Source organism: Nostoc sphaeroides, from assembly GCF_003443655.1.
GTDB lineage: Bacteria > Cyanobacteriota > Cyanobacteriia > Cyanobacteriales > Nostocaceae > Nostoc > Nostoc sphaeroides.
Genome location: NZ_CP031941.1, coordinates 618,960 through 638,149 on the forward strand (window position 1 = coordinate 618,960; position 19,190 = coordinate 638,149).

Annotated in this window: 22 protein-coding genes; 9 read left to right on the plus strand and 13 right to left on the minus strand. The window is 42.6% G+C overall.

The window, feature by feature from the left end; translation table 11 throughout:
- The first annotated feature begins 368 nt into the window (after nt 1-368).
- Nucleotides 369-2,534, plus strand: a complete 2,166-nt coding sequence (gene topA, locus D1367_RS02900) for a type I DNA topoisomerase (RefSeq protein ID WP_118162616.1) — start codon at nt 369-371, stop codon at nt 2,532-2,534.
- On the opposite strand, the gene D1367_RS30015 is transcribed toward topA, so the two are convergent.
- Together D1367_RS30015 and D1367_RS02905 are read right to left on the minus strand one after the other, a co-directional pair.
- Nucleotides 2,531-2,728, minus strand: coding sequence for a hypothetical protein (locus D1367_RS30015; RefSeq protein WP_147337323.1), 198 nt, complete (start codon nt 2,726-2,728; stop codon nt 2,531-2,533). The two genes, topA and D1367_RS30015, sit on opposite strands and share 4 nt — an antisense overlap.
- Nucleotides 2,729-2,857: 129 nt before the next feature.
- The gene (locus tag D1367_RS02905) at nt 2,858-3,217 is read right to left on the minus strand and encodes a hypothetical protein (RefSeq protein ID WP_118162619.1); all 360 of its coding nucleotides are present in this window, start codon (nt 3,215-3,217) and stop codon (nt 2,858-2,860) included.
- 210 nt (nt 3,218-3,427) lie between these two features.
- On the opposite strand from D1367_RS02905, the gene D1367_RS31530 reads away from it, so the two are divergent.
- Nucleotides 3,428-3,697: a hypothetical protein gene (locus D1367_RS31530; protein ID WP_220450998.1), complete on the plus strand. Its 270-nt coding sequence runs from the start codon at nt 3,428-3,430 to the stop codon at nt 3,695-3,697.
- Between the two features lie 176 nt (nt 3,698-3,873).
- Here D1367_RS31530 and D1367_RS02915 read toward each other — a convergent pair whose 3' ends face one another.
- From D1367_RS02915 to D1367_RS02925, 3 genes are all read right to left on the minus strand, one after another.
- Entirely contained in the window at nt 3,874-4,194 is a 321-nt protein-coding gene (locus D1367_RS02915; protein WP_118162621.1) for a GIY-YIG nuclease family protein, read from the minus strand.
- Nucleotides 4,195-4,382: 188 nt separating this feature from the next.
- Nucleotides 4,383-4,649, minus strand: a complete 267-nt coding sequence (locus tag D1367_RS02920) for a hypothetical protein (protein ID WP_118162624.1) — start codon at nt 4,647-4,649, stop codon at nt 4,383-4,385.
- Between the two features lie 123 nt (nt 4,650-4,772).
- Entirely contained in the window at nt 4,773-6,701 is a 1,929-nt protein-coding gene (locus D1367_RS02925) for a WD40 repeat domain-containing protein (protein WP_147337324.1), read from the minus strand.
- Nucleotides 6,702-6,873: 172 nt separating this feature from the next.
- Between D1367_RS02925 and D1367_RS02930 the strand changes: the two genes are divergently transcribed.
- Nucleotides 6,874-8,010 carry an ISAs1 family transposase gene (locus tag D1367_RS02930; protein WP_118162628.1) on the plus strand — a complete coding sequence of 379 codons (1,137 nt, stop codon included), beginning with the start codon at nt 6,874-6,876 and terminating at the stop codon, nt 8,008-8,010.
- 189 nt (nt 8,011-8,199) lie between these two features.
- Nucleotides 8,200-8,643 carry a hypothetical protein gene (locus D1367_RS02935; protein WP_118162630.1) on the plus strand — a complete coding sequence of 148 codons (444 nt, stop codon included), beginning with the start codon at nt 8,200-8,202 and terminating at the stop codon, nt 8,641-8,643.
- A 257-nt stretch (nt 8,644-8,900) separates the two neighbouring features.
- Here the strand turns inward: D1367_RS02935 and glmS are convergent, their stop codons facing one another.
- Nucleotides 8,901-10,781: a glutamine--fructose-6-phosphate transaminase (isomerizing) gene (glmS, locus tag D1367_RS02940; RefSeq protein ID WP_118162633.1), complete on the minus strand. Its 1,881-nt coding sequence runs from the start codon at nt 10,779-10,781 to the stop codon at nt 8,901-8,903.
- A 381-nt stretch (nt 10,782-11,162) separates the two neighbouring features.
- Nucleotides 11,163-11,408 (minus strand): photosystem I iron-sulfur center protein PsaC, encoded by a 246-nt coding sequence (psaC, locus tag D1367_RS02945; RefSeq protein WP_012411495.1) that lies wholly within the window; start codon nt 11,406-11,408, stop codon nt 11,163-11,165.
- A gap of 300 nt (nt 11,409-11,708) precedes the next feature.
- Here psaC and D1367_RS02950 point away from each other — a divergent pair, with 300 nt between their 5' ends.
- A complete protein-coding gene (locus D1367_RS02950) occupies nt 11,709-12,227 on the plus strand; it encodes a GNAT family N-acetyltransferase (RefSeq protein ID WP_147337325.1) in 519 nt (172 codons plus the stop codon).
- Between the two features lie 212 nt (nt 12,228-12,439).
- Here the strand turns inward: D1367_RS02950 and D1367_RS02955 are convergent, their stop codons facing one another.
- A complete protein-coding gene (locus D1367_RS02955) occupies nt 12,440-12,676 on the minus strand; it encodes a hypothetical protein (RefSeq protein WP_118162637.1) in 237 nt (78 codons plus the stop codon).
- 210 nt (nt 12,677-12,886) lie between these two features.
- Here D1367_RS02955 and D1367_RS02960 point away from each other — a divergent pair, with 210 nt between their 5' ends.
- Nucleotides 12,887-13,255, plus strand: a complete 369-nt coding sequence (locus D1367_RS02960; RefSeq protein WP_118162639.1) for a Dethiobiotin synthetase — start codon at nt 12,887-12,889, stop codon at nt 13,253-13,255.
- Between the two features lie 133 nt (nt 13,256-13,388).
- Here the strand turns inward: D1367_RS02960 and D1367_RS02965 are convergent, their stop codons facing one another.
- Nucleotides 13,389-14,000, minus strand: a complete 612-nt coding sequence (locus D1367_RS02965; protein WP_118171061.1) for a hypothetical protein — start codon at nt 13,998-14,000, stop codon at nt 13,389-13,391.
- Nucleotides 14,001-14,473: 473 nt separating this feature from the next.
- Between D1367_RS02965 and D1367_RS02975 the strand changes: the two genes are divergently transcribed.
- Together D1367_RS02975 and D1367_RS02980 are read left to right on the plus strand one after the other, a co-directional pair.
- The gene (locus D1367_RS02975; RefSeq protein WP_225892357.1) at nt 14,474-14,926 is read left to right on the plus strand and encodes a Panacea domain-containing protein; all 453 of its coding nucleotides are present in this window, start codon (nt 14,474-14,476) and stop codon (nt 14,924-14,926) included.
- Entirely contained in the window at nt 14,907-15,344 is a 438-nt protein-coding gene (locus D1367_RS02980; protein WP_220450999.1) for a hypothetical protein, read from the plus strand. Before D1367_RS02975 ends, D1367_RS02980 begins: the two co-directional genes overlap by 20 nt.
- On the opposite strand, the gene D1367_RS32615 is transcribed toward D1367_RS02980, so the two are convergent.
- The 3 genes from D1367_RS32615 to D1367_RS30405 form a co-directional block, all read right to left on the minus strand.
- Nucleotides 15,341-15,475: a hypothetical protein gene (locus tag D1367_RS32615; RefSeq protein ID WP_267255568.1), complete on the minus strand. Its 135-nt coding sequence runs from the start codon at nt 15,473-15,475 to the stop codon at nt 15,341-15,343. The genes D1367_RS02980 and D1367_RS32615 overlap by 4 nt on opposite strands.
- 151 nt (nt 15,476-15,626) lie before the next feature.
- On the minus strand, nt 15,627-16,013 hold the full coding sequence (locus D1367_RS02985; RefSeq protein ID WP_118162643.1) for a hypothetical protein: 387 nt from the start codon (nt 16,011-16,013) through the stop codon (nt 15,627-15,629).
- Between the two features lie 124 nt (nt 16,014-16,137).
- On the minus strand, nt 16,138-16,314 hold the full coding sequence (locus D1367_RS30405) for a hypothetical protein (RefSeq protein ID WP_181985049.1): 177 nt from the start codon (nt 16,312-16,314) through the stop codon (nt 16,138-16,140).
- Between the two features lie 188 nt (nt 16,315-16,502).
- On the opposite strand from D1367_RS30405, the gene D1367_RS02990 reads away from it, so the two are divergent.
- Nucleotides 16,503-18,407 carry a chloride channel protein gene (locus D1367_RS02990; protein WP_118162645.1) on the plus strand — a complete coding sequence of 635 codons (1,905 nt, stop codon included), beginning with the start codon at nt 16,503-16,505 and terminating at the stop codon, nt 18,405-18,407.
- Between the two features lie 100 nt (nt 18,408-18,507).
- On the opposite strand, the gene D1367_RS02995 is transcribed toward D1367_RS02990, so the two are convergent.
- Nucleotides 18,508-18,921: an AbrB family transcriptional regulator gene (locus tag D1367_RS02995; protein ID WP_118162648.1), complete on the minus strand. Its 414-nt coding sequence runs from the start codon at nt 18,919-18,921 to the stop codon at nt 18,508-18,510.
- Nucleotides 18,922-19,190: the final 269 nt, after the last annotated feature.

Here is a 19,190-nt window from a genome sequence, read left to right on the forward strand (position 1 = left end):
AACTTTAATTCGAGGCGGGCGTGGAAGCCAACAGATAAGCGATTTTTAGCTTAAGTTGACACGTATGAGCAATGCTGTGCCCTTACGAAAGATATGTTTTTTAACCTTTATCGAAACAGAATAGAGGCGTCAGTCGCCAGAATTCAGAATGGGAGGATCAAGCCTTAACTGAAGTGTATTGGGTTAAAATCATAGTAGTTGAGCCAGTTGCAACAGCGATCGCACAATCAGGCATCATTTCCTCTAAACTGAGTTGAGCAATCTCCCAAGCTTTTTGGTACAGTATTCTAGAAAATCCAGATCACGAGAATAGGCGAACGCTCATTGCAATTGCCAGTTTATTGCTCAAAATCTAGAACGCAGTTGCTATGATCAAACGCCTGCTTGTGGTAGAATCTCCCGGAAAAGTCAAAAAACTCAGTCAAATTCTGGGTTCGGATTGGAAAGTTTTAGCCAGTTGTGGCCATATCCGAGAACTCAGCAATGAAGGAGACGATTCCTTGGGCTTCGTCATGGACGGCAGTAATGTTCGGTGCAATTACGTTCCGCGTGACCAACGAGCGAAAGAAACAATTCAGAAACTCAAGTCTGCGGTGAGGCAGGTTGATGAAGTTGTCTTAGCAACTGACCCAGACCGGGAAGGTGAAACAATCGCTTGGCATCTCAAAGAAACGCTGGGTTTAAAGGAACCGAAACGAGTAATTTATACTGAGATTACAGCATCGGCGGTACAGAGTGCGATCGCTAATCCCAGAAAGCTAGACCAAAACTTAATCGGTGCTGGGTTGTGCAGAGATTGCCTAGATAAGTTGGTAGGTTACAAGGGTAGTCCTTTAGTTTGGGCATTGAATAACGGCGCTAAGAGTGTTGGCAGAGTCCAAAGCGCCACGTTGCACTTGATTTGTCAGCGAGAAAACGAAATTCTGGCGTTTGTCCCCCAAGATTACTGGAGTGTCTGGGTAGATTATGCGGAAGGATTTCGGGCTTTTTACAAAGGGACGGTCGATTCTGCAAAAGATGCAGCAGACCAAGAAACTGAAACTAATGATGACGCAAAGGTAGGTAATAGTCCAGAAACACCAGAGTCTAAGCGCGTTCTTTCCGAAGCAGAGGCTACACGTTTAGTTGAAGAAGCACAGCGACATCCTCATCAGGTGATTCATTTTGAAGGAAAAATTGTTAACCGCCAGCCACCGCCACCATTTACAACTTCTAGCCTTCAGCAAGCAGCTGGTTCAAAGCTGAGGTTTGCTCCTGATAAAACTATGGTTGTTGCTCAAAAGCTATATGAGGCTGGGCTGATAACATATATGCGAACAGATTCAGTAATGCTGAGTCCAGAATTTTGTGCCAGCGCCCGTAAATGGTTAGAGCAAAATGATCCGCCGAATGTACCGTCGCAAGTTGCCAAGCATCGTAGTAGCAAATCCGCTCAAGAAGCACATGAAGCGATTCGTCCAACGGATGTATTTCGTCCCTCAGTTCAGTTGCGTTTAGAACTTCCTGATGATGAGTTTAATTTGTATGTGATGATTTGGAAACGGTCAATTGCTTCTCAGTGTCGGGCTGCTCAATTACGTAAAACTTTAGTGATTACTCAGTCTGGTTCTCTACTGTGGTCAGCCAGAGGGCAAGTGATTGAATTTTACGGTTATGCTCGGTACTGGAACAATCTCAGCAAGGACAGTGTTTTACCTTCATTACAACAGGGACAAGCATTGAAACTGGAGAATGCGGGACATGAAAAGAAGCAAACCCAGCCACCACCTCGTTATAGCGAACCAAAATTAGTGCAACTGATGGAACGTAAAGGAATTGGTCGCCCAAGTACTTATGCTCCTACTGTTGCTACCTTAAAAAAACGAAATTATGTCGAATTGAAAAAAGATCATCTGCAACCGACAGCGTTAGGGTTAGAAGTTGATGCGTTTTTGCTCAAAGCACTGCCAGATTTATTAGAGGCGGAATTTACAGCGAAAATGGAGGATGCCCTTGATGCAATTTCTGAAGGAAAAAACTCTTGGCAGCATTATTTAACTAGTTGGAATCAGAATTATTTTGTCCCAGCGCTCTCTAAAGCTAAAACTGTAGTTGCGAGTTCCCCAACAGGTAAAACTAATGTGATAACTGAGCGCAAATATGAAACTTCCAAGACGCGATGCCCTGAATGCAAAAATTTTCTTGCCAAAATTCCGAGTAGTAAACTTAAAAAGAAATATTTCCTCAAATGCATCAAAGGCTGTGAAAATATCGTGCTATTTTGGAGTGATTTTAATAAAACTTGGCAGCCACCACAAGCTAAAACAGTCCAAACTGAAAATCAACAAAAGCCTCCCGTGAAGATGACGGCATATCCCTGCCCAGTATGTAAGAAACCTTTAGAGGAGTACAGTTACATCAAAGAGGGGCAGAGTAAGAAAATGTTGCGATGTTGTGATCCACAATCACGCAAGGATACTAAACATAAAGATGTAGCTTATTTCAATACGCCAAAAGGGTGGTGGAGTCCTAAGTTTGGGGAATTGAATTGTTAGGTTCCACCGTTAATATTTTCACCGCCAATAATGACAACAAATGATTTAATTTTGTAAGTCGTAGGGTGTGTTACCAAGCCCCGTTGGGGCGGGTGTAGGGGTGTAGGGGTAGGCTGTTGACTTTGATAACCCTGGATAATCACTATACGCGATCGCATCTCTGGGAAACTCAAGCTGTTGATTCGGCTTTGCATCTAGAATGCGATCGCTATGCCTACTTATACCAATTCAATTCATGACTGCAACACATCCTTGGGTAAAGACGCGATGAATCGCGTCTCTACAAATGGTCTATTTGTCGCTTTCTTTTTTTCCAAGTGGTATTACTTCGGTAAAACCGCACTTTGACGTACAATCCGCTTGCGATCGCTTTTCCGAGTCCCTCCAGCCATCTGATACTCATGGCTATTATTACCAAATTTATAAGCAATCCCACTTAAGATTTTTTCAGAATAGTCTGCTAAAGCTTGTTCATTTTCAATGATTTGGGTTCGTAAGACATCAATAGTAGAGAGAGTGGTGTTGTATGCTTCTAAAGATTTTCTCAGGCTGGCAATTTTTTCAGTATAATCTTTGACTGTTAATCCTTCTCCAACATCAAGAGTTGGACTAATAGATTTAATGCTTGCTAAACGGACTTCAGCTTTGCCAAGAGTACGTGAGTTGCGTTTTAGTCTCGCCATATTTAATACTTGTTTTCCAATTTACTGATAACTCTATAGTGGACAATTGTTGAAGAAGTTGTCATACGTAAAATTGTTGATTTTTTAGAAAAAGCCTCAGTCAAAGCAGAAGTTGCTCCAGGGTACGCGAAATACCCAAACGTCTTGACGGAAGTTGCTGCAAGGTTCGCGGAAGTTGCTCCAGGGTACGCGAAACACGGAAACGTCTTGATGGAAGTTGCTGCAAGGTTCGCGGAAGTTGCTCCAGGGTACGCGAAACACGGAAACGTTTTGGCGGAAGTTGCTGCAAGGTTCGCGGAAGTTGCTCCAGGGTACGCGAAACACGGAAACGTCTTGATGGAAGTTGCTCCCTTCGACTTCGCTCAGGGAGCGTTCTTGTGTGAGGGAGCGTTCTTGTGTGAGGGAGCGTTTTTGTGTGAGGGAGCGTTTTTGTGTGAGGGAGCGAAGCGATGCACTGATACCAATTCACGAAAACCTTGATACACATAGATTTCTCGTAGGGGCATGGCAATGCTATGCCCTTACTAACGTATTTGTATCACTAGTAAAGTGAAATGGTATGAGCGGCTGGTTAGCATCTCGGCTTACCTCGGCTTCGGCTCCATCGAGCAAAGTCGAAATGCTTGGTACAAGTCGCTCGATGCAGCCGGGTGGAATTATGCCGAAGTGTCGAAGCTAGTCAATCTACTGTAATGAGTTTCATTTTGACATTCGGCTAACTTATGCAATAAATTTGTATCCCCTGAAATCAGAGCTTGCTTCTTTTTTCGACTCCAACCTTGCACCTGCTTCTCACGCTCAAAAGCATCCACCACAGACTGATAATACTCGCAGAAAACTAGCTTCACAGGCAATCGTTTCGCCGTGTGGTTTGCGCCCTCACCTTGTTGATGTTGCCACAGCCGCCGCTCAAGATCCGTTGTACTACCCGTGTAGTAACTACCATCAGCACATTCAAGAATGTACATATAAGCCATAATATTGATTTGCGCGATCGCTTTCCATTAAAAAAAGTGTTCCCTGAGCGAAGTCGAAGGGAACACTCTCCTGCTGAATTTTCATAATTCTTGTAAAACTTGAACAGCAGTTAATATTTCTGTGCGTGTTTTAATCAGTGCATTGTTTGAGTTTTAGAAGCGATCGCACTTTCGAGGCGATCGCAGTACTAGTAATTGATTTCCTTAAGCAAAACGTTCCCTGAGCAAAACGTTCCCTGAGCAAAACGTTCCCTGAGCAAAACGTTCCCTGAGCAAAACGTTCCCTGAGCAAAACGTTCCCTGAGCGGAGTCGAAGGGAACGTTCTAATTACTCTTAGTACCAATGCCATCGCAGATAGTGCGATCGCCATTTTTTCACCGCGCAATATCAAAACCTGTGCGATCGCTCCCCAGCCAAAGCCAAAACGCGATGGCAACGAGAACACCGCAGGCATCGCAGTACCAGTAATTGATTTCCTTAAGCAAAACCTTCCCTGAGCAAAACGTTCCCTTCGACTCCGCTCAGGGAACGTTCCCTGAGCGGAGTCGAAGGGAACATTCTAGTCGAAGGGAACATTCTAATTGCTCTTAGTACCAATGCCATCGCAGAGGTGCTTATCGCTCACATTGGGATTTGATTGTAAATAAACACGTAACCTAGTGCAACTGTAGACGATTAAATCATTTAGATTATTTGGGTACGCCCAGAGTTTGACGGTATTGTCTAAACTTGCAGAAGCGATGGTCTTGCCATCGGGGCTAAATGCGACGCTAATGACCGCTTCGCTATGTCCTTCCAAGCGGTTCCGCTCTTGAGTATTGTAAATTGCTCGCTTGAGTGCCACTACAGCTTGCTGGTTAGCCGTTTGTTCTAAATTAGCATTCTTAATTGGTCTACCTAAAATTTGTCTACCTGACTGTACAGCTGTAACTAAAGCCTCAAGTTGCCTATCGGAAAGTAAAGAAGTTTCAGAACTTTGAGCCAGAGCAACAGCACTTTGCTGTGCTGCTTCTTTGGCTTTATTCTGGGCGTTATACCATTGATAACCCGCAAAAATAGCTACTCCAGCTAACCCCATACTAAACAAGGTAACAACTCGATTTTGCCGCCGTGCTGCTGCTAACTTTTCTTGTTGGCGTTCTTTCTCTTCTCGCTCAAGCCGATTTCGCAGTTCTTGACTCTGCTGAATGTACACCTCGGCTACCCCATTCAGCATCTGCCAATCGCCAAATCTAGATAAATATACTTCTGCTACTGCTAACCTGTCATCTTTTCTCAGAAACCCTGGCTTTTTCTCATTCCTCTTCCATTCTTGGGCTTCCGCTTCAATCTGTCGTTCAATGCCTATACCCAACTTATATTCCTCTTTCCACTCCCGCAACATTTGCCAATGGCGGATTAAGGCTTCGTGGACAACATCTAAAATTACATCCTGGGAATCCGGCTCATCCGTCTTGGTAATTAATCGTGCATCTTTATCCGCTAACTTCTCACTCACCTGTTGCAAAAGTTCCAAAGAATGAAAGGAATTAACCAACTCGCCCAAACGCACCCGCCGCCTGACATCTGTGGTTTCTCCCATTTGCGTCAATTCCAGAAAAATCCGCCGCGCCACAGTTTTTTCTGTTGCTGAAAGACTTTCGTAAACTGCATCAGCGCGTTTTTGTAGCGTTCCTTCAACCCCGCCTAAATCCTGATAAGTTTTCAGGCTGAGAACCTCATCGCCTTGATTTTTCGACTCACGCCACAATTCTGTTAGGGTATATTGCAGCAACGGCAAAATTCCGGGGTAATCCTCAACATCATTAATTAATTGCTGTTTTAACCTTCCCTCAATGCCTAATCCAACCCAATCAGCCGGTTTAGTAATCGCTTCTTCGATTTCCTCACGTCTTAAGTGTTCGACGTTGATATAACGTTTATTAATTCTGCTGGCAAATTTGGGATATTCTCGCCATCTCCCGCGAAAATCCGATCGCATCCCAATAAAAATACAGAGATTATCTGTACAATCAATTAATTCCCGCAAACAGTCAAAGAATTCTTGGCGCTGGCTGTCACCGCACATAGTAAAGCATTCTTCAAACTGGTCGATAATCAAAATGACTGGTGTATTTAATGCTTTTAACTCTTCGCCGATAACCTGGGCAAGATTACCCCTCCCCAACCCTCCCCCCTTCGACAAGCTCAGGGCATCGCTTGTAAAGGGGAGGGAGAAGGAATTAGATTTTTCGGTTTCCCCCGCACCAGTTACAAGGGAATTAGATTTTCCAGTTTCCCCCCTTGACAAGGGGGGATTAAGGGGGGTAATTTCACTTGTCTGCACACCGGAACTTTGCAATGTGGGATTAAGCGGGGTAAGCGAAAGATTAGGCAAGGAAAGTGCAAAAGCCTCCTGTAAACTGTTAACAGGAGATTCTTTAGGCGTAAACGGTGTAATATAAGTCCAGCGATCGCTCCCTGGAATCTCTTGCCCTACCCAGGTAACTATTGGCAGGAAAAGCAAAATTTTACTACTTCTCGGAAAATTTTAAATAACGTTGATAACATTCTCCAGCAATATACAATCGATTTACTCAACTTGCAGGGCAAACGCATCAAAATTGGCGACAAAGATGAGGTACAATGAAGGGTTGTAATTTTGCCAGTATTTCAGGCGATCGCAACATCGACAAATTATGAGTGCGAACTTTGACAATACTATCCTCAAATACTTTTCTAACCTGGAAGATCCAAGAATTGAGCGTACTAAACAACATCAATTGGTAGATATCGTTGCAATCGCAATATTAGCAGTTATCAGTGGATCGGATACCTGGGTAGCAATTGAGACTTATGCTCAAGCCAAACGGGAATGGCTAGAAACGTTTCTGGCATTACTCAACGGTATTCCTTCCCATGACACGATTGCAAGAGTGTTTGCCAGATTAAATCCCCAAGCATTTGAGCAATGCTTTCATCGGTGGGTGGGGTCAATTACTGAAGCTATTGGCGCTCAAGTAATACCTATTGATGGGAAAACAGTGCGGCAATCATTTGACCGCAATAGTGGACAAAAAGCAATTCATGTTGTCAGTGCTTGGGCAAGCGAACATCGGCTGGTGTTAGGTCAACTTAAAGTTGATTCCAAATCGAATGAAATAACGGCAATTCCGAAATTATTGGAGTTGCTAGATATTGTTGGATGTATCATTACAATTGATGCGATGGGATGCCAGAAAGAAATCGCTGCCCAGATTATCGCAAAAAATGCAGATTACGTTCTTGCTCTCAAAGCAAATCAAAGTAAACTTGAGGGTGCAGTTAACAGTTGGTTTGAAAAAGCTCAAAGCAACAATTTTGAAGGTGTTGACCACAGTTATCATCATACAATCGAAAGCGCTCATGGTCGGATTGAAATTCGCAAATACTGGAGTGTCCCTGTTGAACAGCTAGGGGAGATACCAAACCAGGAAAAATGGTCAGGACTGAGGAGCGTAGGAATGGTCATGTGCGAACGTAGGCTTTGGAATAAAACAACTATTGAAGTTCGCTTTTATATTAGCAGTTTAGAGCATGATGCTGTTGTTTTAGCTCATGCTGTTCGTAGTCATTGGGGGATAGAAAATTCTGTGCATTGGGTACTGGACATGACATTCCATGAAGATGCTAGTCGTATCCGTAAAGATAATGCCCCTCTTAATTTTTCTGTTCTACGGCGTTTATCTTTGAATCTTTTAGATAAAGATAAAACGGTGCGTGGAAGTGTTGCGATGAAAAGATATCGCGCAGGTTTAGATAACAATTACCTACTTCAAGTTATCGCAGCCATCTAAGTCTTCTCTCACGTCGAAAATTTAGCTATAAATGGTAGTTTTAGGTTGTCTAAAACAATTTTCTCATGAAGATATTGCAGTAAATACACAACTTTACATTTTTATAAATTGCCAAATACATCTGTAACTTGCAATACATATAAATGATTATTTGTCAAATAAAATTAGATGCGTTTGCCCTGACTCAACTTGTCTTTTCACAAACAAATTATTGAAATAAATTTATCTAATTATCAGCTTCGCTTGGCTTTGATTAAAGAAAAAGCAGGTCAAAATAATCAGTTAGATTTTTTAGAAAAATTTAGCGAACTAGCCAACAAAAAATATTTACCACAAATTACCAAAGATATCGAAAATATGCAACTTGGATTGCAACTTTTAGAAGATACAATTAACACTACTCGCAGTCGCATAGAAGTCGAGAAAGCAGAACGTGAACATAACTTTCAAGAACTTGTAGCTGTTGCGGGTGCTGGTATAGCAACGGTATCTTTGGTAAGAGAGACAGCCAAAGATTGTAAAGATATTTTTAGTCAAGTTCGCTTCTTTTGCAACTATCCTTTAAGTGCCAGTCTAATAGTTGGAATCATTGTTAGTTTTATGGTTTGGTGGCTGAGAAAACAATTGCGATAAGCGTTCGCGTTGGCGTTCGCGAAGCGTCTCCGACAGGAGAAGCCTCTCGAAGAGAAGCGTCTCTAAGAGAAGCTTAAGCCTTCTCCTTTGGAGACGCTAGCGCGAACGGCTATCGTGAAAAGATGTATGTAATATTTAGTCTCATAAAAATTCCTGTAGATGCTTGCATATTCACCTACAGGATAAGTTATATAACTTTTTTATTTGTTATACGACTTTATTATTGTTGTACAACAGCTACTACCTCTATCAATAGACTATTCCACCGTTACAGACTTAGCCAAATTCCGGGGCTGATCGACATCCAAACCGCGACGGGCGGCAATATGATAAGCCAATAGTTGCAAAGGAACTACTGTGAGAATTGGAGAAAGTAATTCTTCTACATGAGAGACAGGAAGAAGATCGTTAAAGATTTCCGCAGCTTCGCCATCGTTGACGGGAGTCACGCCAATTAACCGAGAATCTCTAGCTTTGGCTTCTTGAGCATTGGAAATAACTTTTTCGTATACACTACCAGGGATTGCGATCGCAACTACTGGTACTTTCGCATCTAAAAGTGCGATCGGGCCATGTTTCATCTCTCCAGCCGGATACCCTTCGGCATGAATATAGCTAATTTCTTTTAATTTCAACGCCCCTTCTAAAGCAATAGGAAAGTTAATTCCCCTTCCCACAAAAATGAAATCTTGAGTTTCGGCGAATTCATGGGCTAGCTGTTCGGTTAAACGTTCTTGACTTTCCAAAGTTGCCTCAATTTCTTTAGGAATCTGCCGCAACCCATTAATAATTTTCTCTAAAATATCTTTTGAAACTGTCTGACGACGAGCTGCTAAATCCAATGCCAATGCATAAAATGCCATCAATTGAGCGGTAAAAGTTTTCGTCGCCGCTACCCCAATTTCAATTCCCGCTAAGGTACTAATGATATGCGGCACCAGATGACCAAGGCTACTTTCCGGGCGATTAGTAATACCTAGTAGTCGCGCTTGATATTTTGCTTCTTTCCCCTGGCGACGTTCTTTTTCCATCGTCAAAGCTGCTAGGGTATCGGCGGTTTCACCTGATTGGGTAACACCGATGATCAACGTGTTAGCCGTTACGGGTGATGGTGCATAGCGATACTCAGAAGCGTAATGTACTTGAGTTGAAATTCCTGCTAGTTGTTCGAGTAAATATTTTCCGATTAATGCTGCGTGCCAACTAGTACCACAGGCGACGATCTGAATTTGTTCTAAATCGGTGTATAAATCCGCAGGTAAACCAAGATTGATTGGCGATTCAGTAGATTCACCTGGATTAAAGTAAGCTTCTAAACTAGCTCTTACTACCCCTGGTTGCTCATGAATTTCTTTGAGCATGAAGTGTTTGAAGCCCTGCTTTTCAACCATTGCCGGATTGAAGTTGAGCAGCCGGGGTTGTTTTTTCAACCTGTCGCCAGCAAAATTGTAAATCTCAACGCCCAAAGGTGTGAGGCGGGCAATTTCGCCATTTTCCAAAGGTAGCACCGCACGGGTGTAGGCAACGATCGCTGGCGTATCAGACGCACAAAATAACTCCCCTTGCCCAAAACCAATTACCAAAGGTGCTTGCTGGCGAACAACAATCAATTCATCGGGGTAGTCAGCAGAAATAACTGCGATCGCAAATGCCCCGTGTAAGTGGTTAACAGCTTGGCGAATTGCTTCTAGGAAGGGAGATGAGGAAGATGAGGGGGGAAGATTCTTTAAAAATTCGGCGATGAGATGGGGAATTACTTCGGTATCGGTTTCAGAAACAAACTTGTGTCCTTTTCCTTTGAGTTCCTCGCGTAAGTCGCGGTAATTTTCGATAATGCCATTTTGCACCACCGCCACTCGCTTTGCTGTATCCAAATGGGGATGGGCGTTGTATTCTTCTGGTTTACCATGAGTTGCCCAGCGTGTGTGACCTATACCAATTTGGGCAGGCGTTTCTATTTGTTCCAGTTTAGAACGCAGGTTATGCAGTTTGCCCTTTGCCCGCACACAATTAACCTCACCTTCCCAAACAGTGGCGATTCCAGCCGAATCGTAGCCCCTGTACTCTAGTTTTTCCAGCCCAGCCAATAAAATGTCTGTCGCCGCTTGAGTGCCTATATATCCAACGATTCCGCACATTGTTCACACCACTTTTTTTCAGGATGATTAAATCCAGTATAGTTCCTAGCACAAACTCGACGTTTTGCAAAGAAAAAAGGGAGTAAATTACTCCCTCTACCACTAGGTATTTCTAAAGGTGCTTTCTATTAAGAAACTTTAAAAGTTTTGAACACTGAGGTCTGAGTTCTGAGTGCTGAGTGAAGAATCAATAAATTGTTTTTTTGATTTACTTCTTTTGCCTCAGGACTCAAGACCCAGAACTCAGCGAGAACTCTGAGCAAAGCAAAGGCTTGTGCTTCTCCCTTGTGTCCAACGGAGACAAGGCAACAGTTCTGGAAGAACAGTTGGGCAGTAGACCAGCTTTGCGATCAGAAGTTCGGTGACTTAGCACTGAGCTTTTTAGTAAGCCAGACCCATACTGCGAGTTGTTTCAGCGCCCAGGTAAACCCGGATGCTCAAAAAGTCGGTGGGACAAGCGGTTTCGCAGCGCTTACAGCCCACGCAGTCTTCTGTACGGGGTGAAGAGGCAATTTGAGCAGCTTTACAGCCATCCCAAGGAACCATCTCCAGTACATCAGTAGGGCAAGCGCGGACGCATTGGGTGCAGCCAATGCAGGTATCGTAGATTTTTACGGTATGAGACATTGAAAAAACCGCTCCTTTCGAGGTGTTCTTCTCTGCGAAAGAATCATAATCAACGCATAGTTTACCGCAGTGATTGATAGGCCGTAATCAAAAGGCTACATAACTTCAAACAATGTAATAAGCACCCTTGATAAATGGTTTTTGCGAGATTATCCCATTGACTTATTAATTAGCAACATTATAGGAGCGTATTTACCCCATTGACTTACCATAATAGGGTTGAATCGTAAAGACAAATGAAACAAAAGTCAATCTTAAAGGTGTTTGGTGTGGCTTGTTAGTGCAGGGTTAGATCACAAAATGAAAATCTACTCTCAACGACTCTGTTTAGAACCACTAGAACCGGATCATGCCGAACTGCTTTTTGATGGATTACAAAGTGCTAGGATATACGACTTTATCGAAGATGTGCCGCCACAAAGCGTTGCATCGCTTCGCGATCGCTACATGGTGTTGGCGCGTCGTCAATCACCAGATGGAACCGAGATTTGGTTGAATTGGGCTGTCTGGTCTTTTGTAGAGAAATGCTACGTTGGATATGTTCAAGCAACAATTACTGTAAATAATAGTGCAATCATTGCGTATGTGTTTTTTCCTAATTCATGGGGAAAAGGTTATGCACGCGAAGCGGTGACGCGGATGATTAATTATTTAGTTGAGACATACCAAAATCTGAATTTTTGTGCTTACGTTGATCTCCAAAATCATCGTTCTATTGCTTTATTGCATAATCTGGGATTTGTACGCTCGACTTTTTTTCAAAATGTTGAGTCCAACCAAGATGAATTTAAACACGAAGTACAGTACCGAAAATGCTAATATAGCGATTCTCAATTGCATAGAACACAGCAATGCTTATTGGTGTAAACTTCAGCTAAAATTCCTTTAAAACCTCTGGCTTCTACCGCAAGTTAAGAGGCAGCAGCCCCCCATCAAGCATTCCCAGTCAGAGCAGGGGAACGAGAGAATCTATAAAAGCTGTATATTTGGCTTTTTAAATCTGGCAAACTCATAATTTTTACTTTTCCATATCAGAGGATTTCAGAAATCGCAAATTCATCAGTTATAGCAGCAATTTCTGTTGGAATATTTGCCTCATTAACCATTACTTCCAGTTGTTCTTCCGAATTTTTGGCATCAGGCAATTTATCTTTTGTATACTCACTTTCTCGGATTTGCCGAGCAATACTTTCTAGCAGCCAAAGTTGTTCTTCCACAGACAAGGCACGGACGGAGCGCTCAATTTCTAGTAAATTCGGTGATATCATTTTGCTTCTGATTCTAAGCGGGACGGATTTTTCAAAGATATTATGTTCAGTCTATCTGCAAAAGTATAGAGCATGGCAAATCCCCCATCATTTTCCCCAAGTTTATCTTTTCACAAATCATAAGAGATTGCTATAAATAACCAAAAACCAGTTTGAGGACTTTTTAATTAGGTATTCCTGCTGAAGCAAAATGTACGCTAAACTGGCTACATGAATTACGAAACAGCTCGGAAACTCCTCATCGATCAGACAATCACAACCGAGGAAAACCCAGATGCGCTGTTGACGCGTATGAAACAAGGGAAACCACCGGTACCCGGTCAGATCACCTCGATTTTGTTGGCATTGAAAGTGGTGTTTGAAGCCCTCAAAGATGCAAAGAGCCTAGATCGGGAGCTGGCTTTGACCCTTTATCAGTTAAGCATTAAGGCGCAACAGCTATTTGCCGCAGGGCGTAAAGCCGGGGTTGATTGGCCGCCGCTACTGAAAGAAGATTTGCTACGAATTTCCTTAGCATCTGAAAGTATTTTTTCGGGTACATGGCAAACCCTCGCTCCTATAGGGTTGGGGAAGTTGTAGAAGACCAATTCAGTCATCTTTTGTCGTTTAAAGATGAGGGGGATGAGGGAGGGGGAGTAGGGAGGGGGAGTAGGGGAAGAATTTCTAACTCTTGACAAATGACAAATGACAAATGACAAATGACTAATCCCCATTACCGAGTTTGCAATTCATTTTCTAACTTGTCTAGGTCAGTTTTGAGCAAAATCGTCATTTGACCAGTAAAAGCTTTGCCAGTCTTGGGTTGGGCAATTTCCACCCAATATACATAGCGATCGCCTACTCGTAATTCTCCCTTTAAAGCTTCCCGAATGGGAGTTTTGGCAAGACGCGCCGAGTTAACTACCTTCTCGTTAGGATACTGGTAAACGACTTGGGCGCGATCGTAGTCTTGATAAATCTCCAAGCCATAAATCACCCGCAAAGATTCCTGAAGACGGGTAAATGTCATGCCGTTAATGGCATCATACATAGCAATGCGCTCAGTCCGAATTCTGCCACGGTCTTTGGAAAACTCTACCCTACCGGGAGGCAATACCGACGCTTGAAAAGTGAATCTTTGAGCAGCAGTATCAGTCTTTTGGACAAATAATTGCTCCCCAATCCTGGGGCGGAGTGTGGGATGTGCTTTAATCCAAGTGCCTACTTCCTCTGTACTTTGTCCTGGTAAAGCATTGGCTTGAGAATCAAAAAGCGTTCCCACGCACAGCCCAGTTGCAAGGGAAAAAGGCAAAATCAAACAGTTAAGTAGAGATTTTTTGAGCATTTTGCTGTTCAGGACTTTCATGGAAATTTCCCCATTAGAGAGTAACCATAGTCTTCCCGTTTTTCAGCAAGATTATTTCAAGCGTCAACCCAACTTAAGACATCAGGGATCTTACTTATCACGGCTCTATCATAGAAAAAGCCAAGAATGGAATCGTTAGAGGCTTAGGAATGAATCGGTACATTATCTCACTCCCTGCTTCTCGTGATTTGCAAGCGATCGCAGATTATTTCGCGGTAGAAAATGTTGAGGCTGTTTTTTGTTGAAGCGTACTTAGAAGATTATCAGTAGGGCAAGTCCACCAAAAGTTATTGAGAGTTTTATGATTCACTAAATAGAAGCTTAAAGTAGTACAATTAAACTATAATAAGCCGAAAATTCTTCATAGCTCTTGCCATAATAACTCGGTAAGCTGATGTATGAGAGCGAATGAAAACTAGCTATTATCTAGCAGATTGAAGGGGGTGGTTGTAGTGTTGTCATGTTTTAAGATAGCAGATTACTTTATCTGGTTAGCAAATGAAACAGGCTCTTTTGTCAGTAATCTAAAGCTACAAAAGCTAGTGTATTATGCTCAGGCTTGGCATCTTGCACTCTATGACACTCCTTTATTCCAAGAGGATTTTCAAGCCTGGATACATGGGCCTGTGATACCTGCGTTGTACCAGAAGTATAGGCTTTTTGGATGGCAACCAATTTTAGAAGATGCTAACCCGGAATTACCCCAAGAAATTCAAGAGTTTCTAGATGAGGTTGCACAAGAGTACTTTGCCTGCGATGCTTATGAACTAGAGCAGATGACTCATGCCGAGACACCCTGGAATTTGGCTAGAGGGAATCTACCACCTGATGAACCTTCCAACGAAATTATTCAGAAACAGTGGATGAAGGAGTACTACGGATCTCGTGCCGAAGAAAAGGATTAAGAAGACTGAAATTACCAAAGACGGCACATCAGGTATTAAACCAACAAAGCTGAAGCCACCTCAAGGCATCAGCTTTTCATTTAAATATTATCAAGACGATCGCAGCAAGTTTTCTTGTAGGGAAAAAGAAGTAATCTACTGGCTGACGTTGCTTGATCGGTTAAAAGCTCTATCTAGCCTAACGGCTCAAGAATTATTAGTAAATCGTAGCAGTACGCTCAGATGTCATCCCATTAAGTGGGAAGATACCAGCGAAAGGGCATTTGGTTTGCCAAATGAAGAACAATTAGTTGATATACCATATCAGTTTTCAATCTCCTCAAATGAACATGGTAGGGTTCATGGATTCTTTATTGACGAGATTTTCTACATTGTTTGGCTAGATCCAGATCATCTACTGTATCCCGCAAAAAATTAAGGAATCATCGCCACTTTAATCATCTGACGCGCTTTCATCTGATCAAATACCTGTTCTAAACCTTTTAACGATCGCAGTTTGGTCTTAGGCTGCTTGAGGTTATCGTTGAAGTGGTGTTTCCAGTATCTCATGCGATCGCTAGTTCAAGCGTCAAAGACATTTAAGCGGACATGATGTAAAACCGTGTCCTATTTGGGGCAATAAGACACGGTTTCATAGAAGTATTAGGTTATAATATTACAAAAATCAAAGTAATATTTTATTTATACCAAAGTAATCCATTTACTGAGAGTTTTTTCCTGGTTTATTAACTTTCTCTGTTGTGGGAGATCCTGGGTGATCGTAGTTTGTCCTTTCTTGAGTTAAGGCGATCGCACTAAATAAAATGGCACTCCCTACAGCCAAGGCTATCATAGGACGCTTCAGCAAGACAAAATCTCTGATAATCCTAGCTAAAGGTCGGCTTTGACGACGTAGCGACGAAGCAACCATTAATTGTCTCCAAGTAAAGGGATCGCGGACATAATGACCACTTTGGCAAACTACTAGCCGTTCCTGACAATAAGGACAGCAGAACAAGCCCATGCGCGTTTTCACTGGTTTAGGTGTAGCATTTCTTTGGCAAATTGGGCAAGTAACATAATGATTATCAAAGGTGTGTATATTCATTTACCTCGTCCGCCTAGTCCATTTACTCGCTCTATAACAATAGCTATACTGAATTGGGATCAATACTTAGCAGACTTCCAAGTATGGTCTGACATCAGCCATAAATCACACATACATTGTATTACTACCAAGGATGGCTCAATGGTCGCAACACGAGTATAGCTAGATTTAGGCAAGGATGACTCCAAGTTTTTGTTTGCCCGTGCGTCCACCCAGCCCACAAAAATTCGTTGTCTCTAGAAAGAATAGCGTTGGCGCTCACTCTCACCCCACTAGCCGCAGCTAAGTCCAAGCTAGGCATCGCTGACCCTTAAATAATTGTCTCCCATTTAACCATTCTCCCCACAAAATTTTGCACAATGACATTTTTTACGAAATCTTTGTAAATCAAGCAAATAAAGTCTACTTGTCTGGTTGCTAAATAATGGCTCACAATGATAAGTAACAGATAAAAATTTAAATTTTTTCTTACATTTACCCCGCCTCTCAATGACTCTCTTGCCTCCCACTCAACTGAGGAAGGTAACGGAACAACCTGCCTTTCCTACACCTTCTGCTCGTTTAGCCCACCTAATTAATCGTTTTCAACCATCCCCAGAAACCGTTGTCCTGTTTTTAGCCATGCTCATTGGCGGTGGTACTGGTATGGGTGTGGTCACCTTTCACTATTTAATCCAGCTGATTCACCAGTTGATGCTGGAAAACTTAATGGGTCAAATTGGCGTCTGGGGTGCTTGGACTTTAGCCTGCGTTCCCACCCTTGGCGGATTAATTGTTGGCTTGATGCGCTGGCGCACTCAAGATTTTGGCCCTGAACTTTCATCTCTCATCGCCGCCTCTCAGGGAACAGAGATTAGGCGACCACTACGACCAGTTACGAAGATGCTGGCCGCATCTGTTTCTTTGGGAAGCGGTGCTTCTTTGGGGCCTGAGGGGCCGAGTGTAGAAATTGGCGCCAATTTTGGCATGTTGTTCTCTGTGATCCTGAATGTATCTCAAGAACGACAACGTTTGCTTTTAGGTGCTGGGGCGGCTGCTGGACTTGCGGCTGGATTTAATGCTCCCATTGCTGGAGTATTTTTTGCCCTAGAGGTGGTGATGGGAGCAACATCTTTCGCTACTTCTGCTGTGAGTGTGGTGCTGCTAGCGGCGGTGGTAGCAGCATTAATTGCCCAAATTGGTTTGGGGGCACAACCTGCTTTTGATTTACCTGTTTACCAAGTCCGCAGTCCCTTAGAATTACCCCTTTATCTTGGTTTGGGTTTAGGGGCCAGCCTAGTTTCTCTGGCTTATACTGAATCAATTCGCTTATCAAAAGCTTGCTTTGCTGGGAAAGTTCCAGGTTTTGCCTTTTTGGCACGAATTCCTGAGCCGATTCATCCAATTATTGGCGGTGTGATGATTGGCGCAGTTGCTTTGCACTTCCCGCAAATTCTGGGCGTGGGTTATGAAACTGTAGAAGCAATGCTTCAGGATGTGGAGTTTCCACTCTACCTTTTGGTGGTGCTGTTGGTGGTAAAGTTATTGATGACTGCAATTAGTGCAGGTAGTGGTTTCATCGGCGGTTTGTTTGCACCAGCAATGTTTTTAGGTGCTTCTTTTGGATCGGCTTACGCCAAAATTTTGGCTGTGGCATTCCCGGCTATTTGCGATCAAATGGCGGCTCCCCCAGCTTACGCAATGGTAGGAATGGCAGCAGTGCTGGCTGGTAGTGTTAGAGCGCCGTTAACAGCTATTTTAATGCTGTTTGAATTAACCCGCGACTATCGGATTGTTTTACCGTTGATGGCAGCTGTGGGTTTGAGTGTTTGGCTAGTAGAAAGAATTAAACCAACTTTTAACTCTAACTCTAACTTACAACAAATTGGTCTTTCGGAATTGAAAGATGAACAAGCGGAAATTGTGCAGCAAATTTTGGTAGAAGATGCCATGTATCCCTGTCCAAAAAAGTTATCTGCAACTCTTGGAGTGCTAGATGCAGCTGTAGAAATGATCCGCGATCGCGTCCGCAGTGCTTTAGTAATTGATGAAGCAGAGCAATTAGTTGGTATACTTTCTCTGGAAGATATTAACCGTGCCCTTGCTCTTTGGCCAACTTATCCAAATTCACTAACTGAAATTCCAGATAATTTATCCAGTCAAACCCTCATAGACATTTGTACTACTGAAATCCTCTATGCATGGCAAGATGAACTATTATCTGAAGCTTTAGACCGCATGAGTCTTCGAGGTTTACATCAATTACCAGTGGTAGCAAGAGACAAACCCGATCGCATTTTGGGTTTATTAGAAAAAGAGCAAATTGCATTAACCTGCAATTTAGCCGTTACGCGCAAGGCACTTCGCCACTATTTACCAATCTTACCGACCACAGATATAGTCATCAGTCATTAGTCATTAGTCATTAGTCACTTGTACTGAGCGGAGCCGAAGTATTGGTCATTGGTCATTGGTTTTCACAAAGGACAAATGACAATTGACTAATGACCATCTATTAAGCTGTAGCGTCTATGTCTTCATCATCTTCCCGATCTTCTGGGTCTACCTGTTTCAGACGAATGTGCTTTTTGCCTAAAGTAATCAGAAACTCATCTCCTGGTTTCAGATTCATCTGTTTTGTATAAGCTGAACCTATAAGTAAATTACCATTCGATTGCACACTAATTCTATAGCTAGCACTACGTCCACCACGCCCATTAGCGCTAGGTGTACTGTCCAACTGAATGCCTTCAGCATCAATTAGGGCATTTAAGAACTTCATCATATTGACGCGCTCTATACCATTTTTTGTAACGGTATAGTAGCCGCACTTCTTGGCTTTATCTTCCTTGCTCTCGCTCTCTAGCTCTTTGACTTTTTTGAGCAGTTCTTCACCGAGTAGGGGTTCAATTTTTTTCAGTTTAGGCATCAACTTAGGTCGAAAATGAATGTTTGAAGTGTTTGAATCGATTTTATTTTAGCTGACGTTGAGCTAATAGGAACATAATCCTTTAGTTTTTATCTCAACCTAGCCAAGTATATTACACTCAGATGCACAATTGTTATCCCATTACCAATATTTCTAAGACAATCTATTTTAGATAATGCTGGCAATGCTCATAACTATATAGTTAGTGAATCACTGCTAGACTATACAAGTTTTAAGTTTTCTTTCATTGATGCTCGAAAAGTTGTTTA

Coding starts and splice junctions, on each gene's coding strand:
- D1367_RS02955 (WP_118162637.1), bottom strand. CDS start 12,676: ATGATATCACCGAATTTACTAGAAATTGAGCGCTCCGTCCGTGCCTTG.
- D1367_RS02960 (WP_118162639.1), top strand. CDS start 12,887: ATGAATTACGAAACAGCTCGGAAACTCCTCATCGATCAGACAATCACA.
- D1367_RS02950 (WP_147337325.1), top strand. CDS start 11,709: ATGAAAATCTACTCTCAACGACTCTGTTTAGAACCACTAGAACCGGAT.
- D1367_RS02915 (WP_118162621.1), bottom strand. CDS start 4,194: ATGGCTTATATGTACATTCTTGAATGTGCTGATGGTAGTTACTACACG.
- D1367_RS02990 (WP_118162645.1), top strand. CDS start 16,503: ATGACTCTCTTGCCTCCCACTCAACTGAGGAAGGTAACGGAACAACCT.
- D1367_RS32615 (WP_267255568.1), bottom strand. CDS start 15,475: ATGAGATACTGGAAACACCACTTCAACGATAACCTCAAGCAGCCTAAG.
- D1367_RS31530 (WP_220450998.1), top strand. CDS start 3,428: ATGGAAGTTGCTGCAAGGTTCGCGGAAGTTGCTCCAGGGTACGCGAAA.
- D1367_RS30405 (WP_181985049.1), bottom strand. CDS start 16,314: ATGCCTAGCTTGGACTTAGCTGCGGCTAGTGGGGTGAGAGTGAGCGCC.
- D1367_RS02905 (WP_118162619.1), bottom strand. CDS start 3,217: ATGGCGAGACTAAAACGCAACTCACGTACTCTTGGCAAAGCTGAAGTC.
- D1367_RS30015 (WP_147337323.1), bottom strand. CDS start 2,728: ATGCAAAGCCGAATCAACAGCTTGAGTTTCCCAGAGATGCGATCGCGT.
- D1367_RS02965 (WP_118171061.1), bottom strand. CDS start 14,000: ATGCTCAAAAAATCTCTACTTAACTGTTTGATTTTGCCTTTTTCCCTT.
- D1367_RS02985 (WP_118162643.1), bottom strand. CDS start 16,013: ATGAATATACACACCTTTGATAATCATTATGTTACTTGCCCAATTTGC.
- D1367_RS02995 (WP_118162648.1), bottom strand. CDS start 18,921: ATGCCTAAACTGAAAAAAATTGAACCCCTACTCGGTGAAGAACTGCTC.
- glmS (WP_118162633.1), bottom strand. CDS start 10,781: ATGTGCGGAATCGTTGGATATATAGGCACTCAAGCGGCGACAGACATT.
- topA (WP_118162616.1), top strand. CDS start 369: ATGATCAAACGCCTGCTTGTGGTAGAATCTCCCGGAAAAGTCAAAAAA.
- psaC (WP_012411495.1), bottom strand. CDS start 11,408: ATGTCTCATACCGTAAAAATCTACGATACCTGCATTGGCTGCACCCAA.
- D1367_RS02930 (WP_118162628.1), top strand. CDS start 6,874: ATGAGTGCGAACTTTGACAATACTATCCTCAAATACTTTTCTAACCTG.
- D1367_RS02920 (WP_118162624.1), bottom strand. CDS start 4,649: ATGCCTGCGGTGTTCTCGTTGCCATCGCGTTTTGGCTTTGGCTGGGGA.